This is a genomic window from Streptomyces sp. NPDC094034 (genome assembly GCF_040303865.1).
Lineage (GTDB): Bacteria > Actinomycetota > Actinomycetes > Streptomycetales > Streptomycetaceae > Streptomyces.
Map to the genome: position 1 here is coordinate 1 of NZ_JBEOUD010000083.1, position 14136 is coordinate 14136.

At 62.8% G+C, this 14136-nt stretch carries 5 protein-coding genes and 1 pseudogene; all 6 read right to left on the reverse strand.

Features of this window, described 5'->3' with window-relative positions; all coding sequences use genetic code 11:
- Positions 1–246: 246 nt before the first annotated feature.
- Positions 247–747 carry a hypothetical protein gene (locus tag ABTZ59_RS36215; protein ID WP_351425308.1) on the reverse strand — a complete coding sequence of 167 codons (501 nt, stop codon included), beginning with the start codon at positions 745–747 and terminating at the stop codon, positions 247–249.
- A 314-nt stretch (positions 748–1061) separates the two neighbouring features.
- Entirely contained in the window at positions 1062–1478 is a 417-nt protein-coding gene (locus tag ABTZ59_RS36220; RefSeq protein WP_351425311.1) for a hypothetical protein, read from the reverse strand.
- Positions 1479–1843: 365 nt separating this feature from the next.
- Positions 1844–2392 carry a hypothetical protein gene (locus tag ABTZ59_RS36225; protein WP_351425314.1) on the reverse strand — a complete coding sequence of 183 codons (549 nt, stop codon included), beginning with the start codon at positions 2390–2392 and terminating at the stop codon, positions 1844–1846.
- A gap of 154 nt (positions 2393–2546) precedes the next feature.
- Positions 2547–3695 (reverse strand): annotated as a pseudogene (locus ABTZ59_RS36230) (RHS repeat-associated core domain-containing protein); the annotation flags it as partial.
- 609 nt (positions 3696–4304) lie between these two features.
- Positions 4305–4820 (reverse strand): SUKH-4 family immunity protein, encoded by a 516-nt coding sequence (locus ABTZ59_RS36235; RefSeq protein WP_351425322.1) that lies wholly within the window; start codon positions 4818–4820, stop codon positions 4305–4307.
- The gene (locus tag ABTZ59_RS36240) at positions 4807–12579 is read right to left on the reverse strand and encodes a golvesin C-terminal-like domain-containing protein (protein WP_351425327.1); all 7773 of its coding nucleotides are present in this window, start codon (positions 12577–12579) and stop codon (positions 4807–4809) included. The genes ABTZ59_RS36235 and ABTZ59_RS36240 overlap by 14 nt, the downstream gene beginning before the upstream one ends.
- Positions 12580–14136 lie beyond the last annotated feature (1557 nt).

Genomic DNA, 14136 nt, shown 5'->3' on the forward strand with positions numbered 1-14136 from the left:
GCCCCCCCCCCCCCCCGCTCCCCGGGGCGGCGCGCGCGGGGGGGGGGGGGCTCGGACCGTTTCTGGTCGGTCGTGGTGTGCCAGTCGCTACGGTCGCACCCGCGGCCTGTGGCGCACCTTCGGTGAGGTGGGCTGTCGAGGTGCATCGTCGCCCGAGGCTACGACCTGTTTGTGGCGGACCTTCCGGGCTTCGTGTTGATCATGCTCGGTCCTGTCCGGCTAGGAGCGCAGATACATCTGCGGATGTCAATGGCCTGTCAAGGCGATCAGAAAGAGCAGCAGCGTCGCTCCTGGACCCAAATACTCCGGCCATCCCGTGGTGCTGACCTTGGAGAAGGAGCCCTTTTGAGGAAACTCCAAACTGCGGCGCTCGAACTCTGCAGCAATCTCATCCCTCTTCTTCTTCCCTATGAGGGACGTGTCGAAGGCGTCAATGGCTATCACGCCATATCCTTTCACTTCGACAAGCAGACTCCTCTTCCCCTTGCAGCCTGAAATCAACTTATACGGGATGCAATATTCACTAAAGGCGTTATTGATACATGCGTGAGATTCCAAAAAGGCAACATACGGATTCAAGAAGAGGCGCCAGATTATGTACACCCCGAAAGGGGCAGGTGCCAGAATGAGCAGCCTGTCGTCCCAGGAATCGGGGCCCGGCGGGAGCTGAACGAAAACTTCTCCAAGTGCTATCAGAAGTAGAGCAACCGAAGATAGGGGGACTTTGCTCAGGCGTCTCTTCTTCACTCATCCCCTCATTTTGCTATTTATCAGAAAAACTCGATTGATGCCCCGCCGAATCCAGATCGTCATCGGCGGGGCAGCTTACCGCCACGAAAACGCGCGAGTCAAAGCTTGCCTATGCAGGCCAACTGCCCGCCCCTCGCGCTATCGAGGGAACATCCACTCCGTCATGCGAGCGATGAGCTCGGGGCATCTCTGGATTTTTAGGGCGTCCTGAGTCCGAGTCATGCCGTCTGCCGGGAGCTTCCTTCCGTTCTGCAGTCGTCCAACTCGCAACCATAGCCTCTCAGGTTGGAGTGGGGCTCGGTAGTAGTGTGTTACAGCTTCGGTCCGCCTGCTGCTTCCCATTCAGCGGCATCAAGGACGAGAGCTACGGTGTCGGCATATGGCTCACCGCTCACATATACTCGTACCTTCCACTTCCCTGATCGAGGGAGGTGGAACGTCTCTTCGTCAGGATCTACAACATCTGAAATACTGATCGTGGCCGAAGGAAAGCTCATTACTTCATCGAGGATTTTCCGCATCCCGGAAATCCGACTTTCGCCAACGTGGATTTGGGTGACAATCTCTCCATCCGTGTCGCTCTGTCCCGACACGTATAGGTTTCCAGGGAGGAAGAGAGTTTCTTCCTCGCCGGTTATGGAGATCGGCCGGTCGGTCGTCCCGAAATCGCGAATGGAAACCAGGCCGGACTGACTTGAAACAGATGTCGAGGAAGCGATCTCGCTCAAATGTGACTCCTGGGGCTATTCTACGCTGTATATTCCATGAACACTCGCCGCACATTTCTTCGATGACGCTGTCCGCGACCTGAAAGGCTAGCCGGGCGTTGACCTCATGGTCGGTGACCACCTCAGCCAGGTGGCCCTGGAGGGCGAGAGCAAGACGGTCGTGTGCCTGATCGCTCGCCTCGGAGCATCGCCGGATCGCGGTTGTCTCGACCCGCGATCCAGCTCCACTGCTTGGCCTGCCGTACGGTCACGCGGTCCCTTACAGTCCGCACTCGTGCCAGGAGGCGCTACGCAGACGGAGCCGGGCACCCCAGAGGATTTTTTCGCTTTCCTTCAACTCAGTCACGTTAAGCGCGCTGTCTGGGTCAGAAGAGGGTCAGTAGGGGAGAGGACAGGAAATAATCAAAATCCCCGATCTCGAACAGGCAAACGGCGAAGAATTCCGGAGTATCCAGTGCATTCATCTGCCACTTTCCGGCGGACCTTTTTCCTGCGGTGTGCCCGTCTGGTCCCTCTAGCTCAATGTTCAGTCCGTTCGTGTGAAATCTGATAGTTGATGAATCGGGGAATTTCGTCTCAAAGAATCTCCTGCTCGGTCGCAGCGCCCCGCCGGCTCTTATTCGACAAGAAGTTCCGCAGATGGTGGCATCGACTCCGGTTCTCAAGCGGCTCCTTGCGGGATAGCCAGGTGCGGCGATTTCTTTAATCATCATCCTGCTTTCCCCGTTTAGGAGAAGCTTCCAGTCTTCATGTTTGTTGGCCAGTGCATCCGGAGAATTGCTTTTAGACGGGGAACGTGTGAGAGTTACCACTCCGATAGGGGTTTCCGCGTAAGCGTAATCACGCTCTTCTCGTGCTGGTTCTGCATACTCCAGCAGAGATGAGTGCAATTTTCGCGTGATTTTAAATTTCAAATCTTCCTCAATCCTGGAACCGACTCGCCGCCGGGCCCATACTCATTTTCGAGTATAAGGTCCGACGGCGAAACATCCCCTTATTTTAGGATGCCTTCGTTCTTTGTCTTCCGCGTGTAGATCCTCGATTTTATGGAGCTCCTTGATGCCGGTTTCATCTTCGGATTCCACCCCAAGCCTGTCCCATGTAATACATAAGCGGGCTCTTCCCTGTCAGCATTCTGACTGCGCCTTGGAACCCTCCCCGGGGCAAGGATCCAGCCAAGTATCCCACCGCTTCTGGACCAGTGGTCTGATGTCCGTATGCTTTATCGATGGCCAGGTTGGTTGGCGTGCCGATCAGGGCTGCAGTCATTGCTCCGGCAATTACGACACACCCCAGTCCTGCTGTTCCCGCGCACGCGGCAACGGCCACCAGGTCTGCCACCGTTCCTACGCCCATGTTAGCGACTGCGTGGGTCAGGAACCTGTTACTGGTCATTTTGGACACTGTCGAGCTGATTCCGTGGCTTATGCTTCCGAAGACACTGTCCCTCTTGCGGCGTTCTGCGTCGGCTTTGTCTTTGGCGGCTTTGGCCTGTGCTGCCGCTCTGGCGTCGGCTTCTGCTTGTTCGGCTGCTCTGGCCCTGGCTTGGGCTTGGGCTACTTGTGGGGATTTCTTGCCTGGTGTGGTGATGGCTTTGCCGTTGGTTCCGATGTAGGAGCCGATGTGGTAGCGGTTGCCGGTTGATGCGTTCTTGACGTAGCGGACGGGGTCGCCTTTGACCTGGCCGGTGCCGCCGATGGGGTAGCCGTTGCCGCAGAGGTCGGCGGGGCAGAGGCCGGTGGGGTCGGACTGGGTGATGGGGGTGTTGTGGGCGTAGCTGTAGGCGTTCATCTGGGCGGGTGTGTTGATGTCGATGACGGGGTCGACGGAGAGGAAGCGTCCGAGGGCGGGGTCGTATTCGCGGGCGCCGAGGTGGGTGAGGCCGGTGGGGTCGTTGGTGCCGCCGATGAAGCCGCGGGTGCCGGGGATCTGGGTGCTTTCTTGGGTGCGGGTCTGGCCGAAGGGGAGTTGTTTGCGGCGGGTGACGGTGAGGCTGGTCATGGCGATGGCTGCCATGGCGGTGCCTTGGTGGTCGGGGAGGAGGAAGGAAAAGCCGTTGCTGGTGCGGACGGCGACGGTTTCGCCGCCGTGGGTGTAGTAGCGGACGGCTTCTTTGGTGCCCGCGCTGGTGGTCTTGAGTTCGTTGCCGGCGGGGAGGGTGAGGGTCTGGCTGCCGTCGGCGTCTTTGGTGATCATGCGGTTGCCGTCGGCGTCGTAGAGGTAGCTGGTGGTCTTGCCGGCCTCGCGGCTGTTCGCCGCGGTCTATCCCGAAGCCGTCACCCTCGCACCATTGATCGCCTCGGCCTCCTGGCGACGGCTGGCCGGCGGCACCGAGGCCGAGCTGGCCAGGTTCTTCGCGGAGGTCGCCCACCGCGTCACCTACCCCTACAGCCCGCCCCGACCGCGGCGGCGATGCCGTCGCGCACTGGGCCCTCGCCGACTCCTGGCGCCCGCCCAGCCGCCTACTGACCACCTCCACACCCGGCCGGGTCCGCGGCACCCTCCCCGGCCTCGCGGCGAACCGGCTCACCCGTCACGAAAAAGAGCGCGATGTGGTTCAGCCGCAGGCGCCGGTACCAAGGCCGCACCCTCCTCTTCCGATTCTCAGACTTCCGTCCGGATTGAGGATCACCTTGATTCCGTAAGCGGTCTCGTGTGGCATACCTCGACTCTGCCTGTCACTCAGAATTCCGAGCGATCGGTGCAGAAAGAGAGAATAGAAAAGCATTCGAGTATCGACCCGCCGAAAGCCCCGACGGGCCGACACTCAAGCGAATCGGGTGGCCTGGAGGCCAGCTGACTCAGTCCTGCTTCGGGCCATCACTCCTATTCGAGATCCGGCGGCCACCAGTCGACGTCCTCGTTTGAGAAGTCGCCGATTGAAACATCGTGAACGAAGGATGCCCAGAACGACCCGTCAGCCTCGAACGGAGCAGGGTCGATCTGTCGAAGGAGAGCCTCAAGCCGGTCCGCGACCTTTGCCTGCTCCTGAGGTTCTGCGGTTGCCGGGTAGTAGGGGAAATTCCCCTGCACAGCCTCAAGACAGCGAACGAACTCCTGAACACCCGAGTTGACTGGCCAGACCAGATCTGCTGCACCCGCACCGAAGTGGACGGAACCCAGATCTGCGTCGAGCACGAAGTGCTCATCGTCGGTGTAGTCCCCGAGGACCACGTACCTTCGACCTCCCTGAACCCACTCCACCGCCTGATACGGATCAGTTGCGTTGAAGACCAGTGAGATCTTCGGAACGCCTTCTCTGGCGAGGAATTGGCGACTTTCCGTGTGGGAAACGACGGTCAGACTGTCTGTTGTCCATCGAACCCGATCAACCGAACACACCTGGCAAGCCCTCCTTGAAGAGACGTGTAACAGCGTCCAGCCGATCAGCCTGCGACTTCACGGCGGTCTCCGTTCCCGACTTGTCCCATGCCCAACTCCAGGAGGTGTCCACATGGGACAAACTGGGCTTTCCGAGCCACTTCGATCCGGAACAGCGGTTGGCGCAGGGCTGAAACTCACTATAGACGCCGCGAACATCGGCGTCGTCGACGCCCATCTCCTTGAGCTGGTTCAGGAGGCGTTGCTCTGCGTGCAGTTTCCCCTTGGAGCGCATGGCAAACGCATCAAGGATTTCGTTACCGTTCTTATCCACACCCACCTTATAGGCAACCGAGGCATAGTTGTTGTCCTTGTTCTTGTCCTTGAGTCGTTCCTTCTGGACGACCTTACTCAGATCTGTGCTGCCATACTTCTGACTTCCTGTCTCGGTCTTGGCAACGCGGGTGGTGGATAGTCCGCCGCTACCGTTACTGCTACCACCACCAGTGCTCTCCATGCGGGCGATGCTGTCGCCGAGGCCCATGGCGCCATGGACGGCGGCCACGGAGCCTGCGGTTAGGAGCCCGGCGCCGCCGACCACGCCTGCCGCGCTGGCGATGCATACCGTTCCGAGGCTGGGAATGGCTCCTGCGACGCATCCGCCGACGGAGCCGGCGATCATCGTGGCTCCGCCTGCCATGCCGCCGACTCCAGCGGCCATTTCGGCGAGACTGCCTGCGGCGTCCAACAGGGCGTCGGAGTTGTGGTCTGCCCAGTCGGCGGTCGCGTCGATCGCGTCGTCGCACCAGTCACAGCCCCAGATGTGCCCGTCGAGTTCGATGCGGCTGGTGGGGTTGCCGCCGGTGAAGGCGTAGCGGTTGCTGGTGTAGGGGTCGTTGCCGAGGTTCATGTCGGCGAGTGCGCCGTTGTACATGTCGCGGGTGGTGAAGCGGTTGAGGCCGGGGTTGTAGTTGCGGAAGCCCATGTCGTAGGTGCCGGACTGGGCGTCCCAGCGTTTGGAGTTGTATCGGTAGGGGTTGTAGACGTCCTTGGTGGGGTCGGTGGCGTCGGGTTTGTCGATGCCGGTGAACTCCGCCTTGTCGTCGCTGCCGTAGGCGGTGTAGCCGTAGGTGGCTTTGGTGTCGCCGTCCTTGGTGGTCAGCGTTTCGACGTCGGTGTGGCTGTTGTAGCCGTAGTAGCCGTCCTCCGTCGTGCCGTCGGTGTTGTGCTTGACCTGGGAGAGACGCTCGCCCCAGGGGCTGTACTGGTACGACTTGGTCAGCTCGCCGGCGACTTCCTCGTTCAGGACCTCGCCGGACAGACCGAGGTAGGTGAAGTCGGTCGTCTTGCCGTCGGCGGTCTTGGACGCGGTGCGGTCCAACGGGTCGAATGTGTACTTCGTGGACTTGAGCGCGCCGGTGTCGTCCATCTTCTGGGACTCGATGACGTGGTCGAAGCCGTCGTACACGCTGCGCGAGATGATCTGTCCGCCTGCGGTCACCGATTCCTGGCGGCCGTAGGGGTCGTAGTTGTAGCTGGCGCTCGCGCCGCCGGTGGTGGCGGTCAGGAGGCGGTTGCGGTCGTAGGTGTAGGTGCTGGACGTGCCCTTGACGGTCTGGCTGATGACGTTGGCATTGTCATCGTGGACGTATGTCTCGGTCCCGGCGCCGTTGCCGGTCTTGACGGATTTGGCGAGCCGGTCGGACGGGTCGTAGGTGTAGTCGGTGGTGGAGGTGAGGTACGCTGCGTGGTCGTCGGCGTTCATCTTCTTCGCGACGTCCTGCGCCTTGTTCCCGTTGGGGTCGTAGGCGTAGGTGTGCGAGGAGACGAGGGTGCCGTTCGGCTTCTTTTCCGTGGTCGACTTGACCGGGCCGTTGAGGTAGTAGGTGTAGTCGACGGTGTTGTCGTTGGCCTTGGTCTCCTTGAGCTTCTGGCCGCGGTCGGTGTACGCGTACGACGTGGTCTTCGGTGAGGCGTCCGTCGGTGTCTTGCCGACCGAGACGGTTTTGACCAGTTCGCGCAGGTCGTAGGTGTACGTGGAGAACTGGTCGGGGTGGGTGACCGTCTCCGGCTGGCCGTTGGCGTCGTACGTGTACGCCGTGGCCTTCTTGTCCTGGCCGGCCAGTGCCTCGGTGACCTTCTGGACCTGGTTGAGGCCGGTGTACCCGATCGTGTACGCGTCGATCTTCGAACCCGAGGTGGCGTCCTTGACCGACGTCATGTTGCCGTTGGCGTCGTAGGTGTAGGAGAAGTCGCGCTTCTGGTCGGTGACGGGGTCACCCGATGTGTCGCGGACCAGCTTCACCGCGTCGGCGACCACGGTGCCCGCGCTGTTCTGGAAGAGCTGGAGCTTGGCGTCGTTGCCCTGCTTGAAGGTGTACGAGCCCAGCGGCATCCACGAGCCCGTGCTCGCGTTCTGGTCGATGGTCTTGTCGACCGTGCCGGTGGCGTGGGTGAGCGTGTACTTCGCGGTCGTGGCCGCGCCGGTCACCTTCGGGTACTTCACGTACGCGGTGTAGGTGCCGTCCTTGGGGATGTTCAGCGTCCAGGTGAACGCGTCGGTGCCGGTGCCCGGGGTGTGCGTTTGGTGGTTGTAGCCCTGCTGGCCGGTGGCGTCAGCCTTGGTCCAGGTGCCGGTGGAGGTGGTGTTCTGGGTGTCGGAGTTGTCGACGAGGACGACCGACTTGCCGACCGGGATACCGTCGTCTGTCTTGGACTTGAGCTTGCCGTCCGGGAAGTAGGACCAGGCCATCGTCCGTGAGGAATCCCCGCCTGCCGACGTCAGGGTGCGGCGGGCCTGCTGGCCCAGGTCCGTGTAGTCGTATGTGGCGACGATGTCCCACGGGTCCGTGGATGACTTGGTCCAGCCGTTGTCGAAGTAGCTGTAGGCGGTGTCGTTACGGACTGCCTGGCCCTCGGACGGCGGCAGGGAGGTCTTCTCCACCCGGCCCACGGCGTCGAAGGAGGTCTCGGTGTAGATGTTCGGCTTGTTGTAGCGGACATCTGCCGGGTCGTACGGCTGGAACTGCTTGACCGGACGGTTCAGCACGTCGTACTCGGTACGCGCGGTGAACGCTTCGGTCGATCCGGCAGCCGTGGCGCGCGGCGTGAGCACCTTGGTGGTGTTGCCGACCTGGTCGTACTCGTACTTCGACGTCCGGTACGTGATCGGCGAGGTGCCGTCGTACGGGGCCTTGACCTGGGACTGCTTGCCTCGCTCGTCGTAGGTGATGAGCGTGGTGTTGTTCTCGGCGTCCGTGGACGAGACGACCAGGGAGTCCTTGTCGTAGGACTGTTTGGTGGTCTTGCCTGCGGCGTCGGTGACCGTCGTGGCCCGGTGGTTCAGGTCGTAGGCGGTCTTGCTGGTGTAGTCGGTGGTGTCAGCGGTCGCGTTCTTCTTGGGATCGATGACCGTGACGACATTGCCGACGTTGTCGTACTCGTACGAGATCTTGTCGCCCGCCGCGTTGACCACGGAGGTGAGCTGGTAGATCTCGTCGTAGTGGCTGGTTGTGAGGTAGTCGGTCGGATCGGACGCCGTCAGCGTGCCCTTGGGCTCCGTCGTCGTCCTGAGGTTGCCGACCTTGTCGTAGGTGTAGGTCGTCTTGCGCTCGTCCGACGTGGTCGTGTCCTTCGGCGCGGTGGCCGAGGTGATCTGGTCGGTGTCGTCGTACACCGCCGTGGACACCGCCCCGTTGGGCGCCGTCGACTTGATGGTGTTGTCGTTGGCGTCGTACTCCGGTGCTGGGGTGGTGATCAGGACGCCCGCCGCTTGGTCCTTCGGCACGGTGTTGACCAGTGGGCGACCGAAGACGTCGTAGGTCTGTGTGGTCTTCTTGCCGAGCGCGTCGGTGACTTCGGTGACCTGGCCGCGCTCGTCGTAGACGAACGATGTGGACTTGGTCAGAGCATCGGTGATCTTCGTCGGGTAGCCCGTGGGACCGAAGCCGGTGTTCGATGTCGGGTTGCCGTTGGCGTCGGTGGCCTTGGTGAGCTGGCCGTAGGTGTCGTACTCGTACGACGTGGTGTAGTCACCTGCCGTCGGTGTCGCGACGCCCTTGGGGTCGGTGACCGTCTTCAGGTTGCCGAAGGTGTCGTAGCCGAACTGCCAGGCGCGGCCCTCCGGGGAGGTCTTGCGGAACAGGTCCGCCGAGTAGCCGTCCGCGCGGGTCTGGTACTCGTACTTCGACGCGTTCGCCGGATACGTACCCGGGGCGCAGTCCGACGGCGGTGGCACACCGGTCTTGTTGTTCTCCGCGTCGCGTTGCCAGAGTGGGTAGCCGGTCTTCTGGTCGTAGCAGTACGCGGTCTTCGCGCCGTTGGCTTCCTCCAGGTACGTGACGTTGTTGTCCGCGTCCCACGACATTTTCGTGGTCTGGGACTTGGCGTTGGTCGTCTGGACGGGGCGGGCGAAGTCGTCCGTCACGGACGTGCTGGCATGCGACTCCGCATCCGTCACCTTCGTGTCGGTGAACTTGGTGTTCGTGGTGTTCACCGCGTAGGTGAAGCCGGTCGCACCGTCCAGGCGGTCGGTGATGGTCCTGGTCCACCAGTGGTACCTCGGGTCGTCGCCTTCCTTCGGCGTGAAGTAGTCAAGCTGCGTTCCCTTGCCACGCGGGTCGGTGACCTTGACCAGCTTGACGTTCTTGTTTCCCTGCGTGGCGTCGTAGCTGAACTTGAACACCTTCGGCTGCGTGGAACCGTCACCATCGGTGAGCTGACCCAGCAGGCCCTTGTCGGTGTAGTAGAACGAGATCTTGCGGCCGGGAGCACCGGACACCGTCGAGATGTCCGTCATGGACTTCACGTGGTCGTAGATCTTGGCGTTGTTGAGCTTGCCGGTGTCCGTGGTCAGGACGCCGGAGTCATTGACGTACTGGTAGCCGGACTGGCCCTTCTCCCAGTAGTCGACCGTCAGCGACTGCCGACCCGCCGGGTCGGTGATGTACTTCAGGAACTTGGTCGGCTTGTTGTTGGACTTGCGTTCCTCGTACGTGTACGTCTGCGTGTTGCCGTTCTTGTCGACCGCCGACGTCATATAGCCGTCACACCCGAAGAAGAACCGGGTCCCGTCCGGCCGTAGCAGCGTCCACGCGTCCGGGATGGGGTCCTTGTTCGGCGTGCAGTCCAGGTCGGCCTTGGCCGTGACCTTGTAGTGGACACCCGCCGGTGCCTTCCACGTCCCATCGCCCTGCTTGCGGAAGACGTGCGTGGTGCCGTCGCCGTCCGGGAGACGGATCTCGGTCGGGTTCGGGTTGGGGTGGAAGTCCAGCGGCGCGCCCATCCGGATGGGGCCCGCGGCCTGTCCTGACCAGCCCGCACCGAGGACGGTGTCGCTGGTGTCGAGGGAGTTGTAGGCGAACCGCGCGAAGGTGTTCAGGCCCCGGCCCGGGTTGGTGAACGCGTTGTACGACCACACGCTGTTCCCGGACGCCAGGTTGTTCATGACCGTCGAGCCCGCGCCGGTGTTCTTGCCGGTGTACGCGTAGAACTTCTCCAGGCCAAGAGTGTTGGACGTGGGGTCCTCGACCGCGACGTTCTGCTTGAGGGACGGGATACCGCCGGTGCCGGCGGACAGCCAGCTGCCGTCGGAGATCTTGCGGATGTCCCAGCCCAGCACGTAGTCGGTGCGCTTGTTGCCGGAGTCGGAGTTGATCGGCGTCTTGACCTGCGCTGTGACGGTCGCCGACTGGCCCGGTTTCAGGTTCGGGACCGCGGTCTTCAGCTGGTTGCCGCCGTTGGTCACGTCCGTACCGTCCGGGAGCTTCCAGGTGTACGACAGCTCGCGCTCGCCCGCCGCCCATTCGGCACCGGTGGTGTTGGTGACCGTGACATCGACCGTGTAGGTCGAGTTGGGGGTCATACGGGCCGGGGTCTGCGGCGCGTAGTAGGTGTTCTCGGTGGTCGCGTCGACGTAGATGACACGCAGCAGCGGGCCGAGTTGCTGGTCGCCCGTCTCCGAGGACAGGAACAGGGTGCGCTCCTGCGGGCCCGTGCCCGTCTCGTCCTTGAGCTTGACAAGGGCGCCCTTGTTGCTGGTGGGGGTCTTGATCCAGCCCTGGGTGAGTGAGGTGGCGTCCCACCAGTGGCGGCCCACGTCGGCCATGGAGGCGACGGTGTCCGAGACGGCGGCGGAGAAGTCACCGCCTGCCGCGGTCCATGGGGTGGTGGAGGCGGCGTTGTTCCAGGTGGCGGTGGTCTCGGCGAAGTCCCGTGTCAGGCCGTGGAGTTCGTAGATCGCGCCGTCGGTGTCGGTGGTGGTCTCCGCGCCCCACATGAACAACCGGGATTCCAGCACCGTCGCCGTGGTGGGGATGTCACTGGTGGTGAACTTCAACGCCGTCCGGGTCTTGCCGTAGGTGGTGGAGTTGTTGCCGACACTCAGCCACTTCTGGCCCACCCCCCAGGACTGGATGGTGTCCTGGTTGGTGGTCGGCTGAGCCGACGACAGCGTGGTGTCGGTGACGCTGGAGGTCCCCTGGACCAGCTTCATCGTGCGGCCGGCCTTCGGCACACCCACCACACGGGTCGGTGAGCCCAGCAGCTGGCCGTCCTTCCTCTTCACCGCGATCTGGTAGTAGTACGACCGGCCGATCTCCTGCGACGAGGAATCCGCCGTGGGCGTCGCCGTCGTATCCGTGTAGGCCGTGGTCCCCTTGCCGACCGGGGCCACCAGCGTGGCGGCGGACGGCGTGAAGACCTGCCGCGTGGAACGGTGCAGTTGGTACTCGACTATGTCCTGACCGGTGTCGCCGCTGGTGTTCTGGTACGCGGGCCAGGACAGCTCCGGGCCCGTGTCATGCACCACGGTCGGGGAGTTGAGCGCGGTACCGACCTTACCGTACGTCACCGTCAGACGCGGGATCGTCGATGTCTCGCCGCCGTACAGCCCGTCCCCGGCCTCGTAGCGGGGACCACCGAGCGGGGCTGTGCCCGACTCGTCCTTGGCCTGGAGCACGAAGCCGTGGTTCGCGGCCGTGCCACTGACCCACTTCTGAACGGTGTCCGTCACCGGGAACTTGTGCCACTGATTGTAGGAACCCGCCGGCTTCGTGATCTGCGCCGGGTTGACCAGCCGCACCGCGTCCGCGATCACCGCCGTCGAAGCCGAGGCCGGACTGTCGCCCAGGACGACCTTGCCCGCCGTACCCTTGGCGAAGGGCAACGCCGTACCGCCGTTCAGCGACGCCCACACACCATTCGTGCCGGACTGCTGGTTCACGTTGTACGTGGCGGAGCCACCGCTGTACGTCACCGTGTACGGCGCGTTCGTCGCACGGTCCGTCGCCGAAACGTAGTGCACGTCCACCCGGTACTTGTCGCTCTCCGGGACCCTCGGCTGCCAGGTGTACGTATCCCCGGCCACCGCGTCCTTGTTGTACCGATACGCGCCACCAACCGCGTACTGCGCCAACGACGACGTCGACACCGGCCAGGCGCCCTTCGCCGCCGTCGTTCCCGCATCCCCGTCATCGACCTGCACTGACGTACCCGACAGCTCGCCCACCAGCGCACTGGTGTTGTCCCACGTCGCCTTCGACTGGTCCCACGCACCCGTAGCTCGGTGCGCCTCCACCGTGACATCCGTGCCGTTGGTGGTATGCGTCTGGTCGTAATACATCTCCAGCCGCGCCGAATCGACCGTCGTACCCGCCGGGATCTCGTCCAGCGGGAACCTGATCAGCGACCGCGCGACACCCGTATCGGTCCTGCCGACAGCCAGCTTCCATGGATTGGTGACATTGTTGAAGTTCGCCGCCGGCTGATCGGACAGCACCATCGCGTCCTGCGCCTCCGACGGAGACGGCGCGATGGTGATCGTCGGGTCGATCACCACCGGATACCGCCGCTCCCGCGACGCCAGCCACTTCGCGTTCGGAGTGACCGTGATCGCCCAGTCTTCGCCGTCGCGGGAGAGTTTCTGGCCCACCTTGGTGCTGTACGACAGCCCGTACGGCGACGACGCGTCCTTCTTCGAGTCCGTCATATACGCGGCCGGAATCACCATCACCGGCGTATTCGGCAACTCACCGAACAGCGCGATCGAACCATCCTGCCGCGCCTTCGGGGTCAGCCCGTCCGTCTCCAGGGTGAAGGTGTACGACACCGGGCCGTCCGGGCGCTCGGCGAGGACGATGTTCTCCTTCACCTGGCCAGGACCGACCACGTACTCCAGATCCGCACCCCGCGCCGCACCCTGGTAGGTGACCTTGGAGCCCTTCGCGACCGGCTTCAGGGACGGGCCCGCGCCCTTGAGACCGAGTGTGACCGACCGGCCGTCACTCGCCTCGAAACGCACCAGCCGGTCCCGGTCCGAACCGAACCAACTGCGCCCCGAATTGAACTCATTGGCGAACTCGAAACCCTTCGCGCCGGTCTCACGGACCGTCGTGTCGATGGACTTCCAGAACTTCGACTTACCGGTACCGGAGCTGTACGACGTCGGCTCCGCCGACAACTCCGCCTCGACCCGGCCGTCCGATAACTCCCAGAAGCGTGCCTTCTCGGTACGCCGGTCCGTCAGCTCCCTGACCCGCTTCACCTTCGGCGCCTTCTTCCCCGGGGGAAGCTTCTGCCGATCGGCTATGCCAAGCTCATCGTGGGACGACGGCTTGTCCAGCTTTCTGCCACCGTCATCGCCGTCATCCGCGAACCAACCCTTGATGGTGTCGACAACTCCCTTATCGCCACCACCATCAGAGGCGGGCGCCGCGTACGCAACCTGCGGCAACGCGGTACTCGCCACCGCGGATACCACTAGGCATGCAACCAGCCTGCCCAATCTCGGACTCACGTCAAACCTTTCCTTTTGTCCTCATGCCTCACGGCCTGAATGCGCTATCGCGCAACCCTCCGACGTTGAGGCCGGAGAAACCACACGGAGCGGCGCCACGTTTTTAGTCACAGCAGAAAGGGGACGTCAAGCAGCCGGACGTAGGCGGCAGTTGATGTCAAATCAACCGTCGAGTGTCCGATATTTCTGGTCACTGGACTCCGGTCACTCAGGCCATGTATAAGCGCCGGGGCATTTGCGATTTCATACGGGAGTCCGTGCCAATTCCAGAGGAAACGGTGAGCAACACCGATAGCGCCGAGGGATCGCACCACGCGTTTCACGTCCGGGAAACGTGAAAAAGGCGACACGCGATCCGATGTGACACCCCGGGCAGCGCCCTGCCTCCTGCTGCGGACCGGCCACCGCGGAACTCGGCGTGGGCGGCGGCTGTCGCGGCTCTCTTGGAGATGAGCAGTTCTTACGTGCTGACTAGGGAGTTGCTCAGTCTTGGAGAGCGGAGTCCAGAAGAAGTTACCGGTAAGTAGGGTTGGTGTCGGGTTG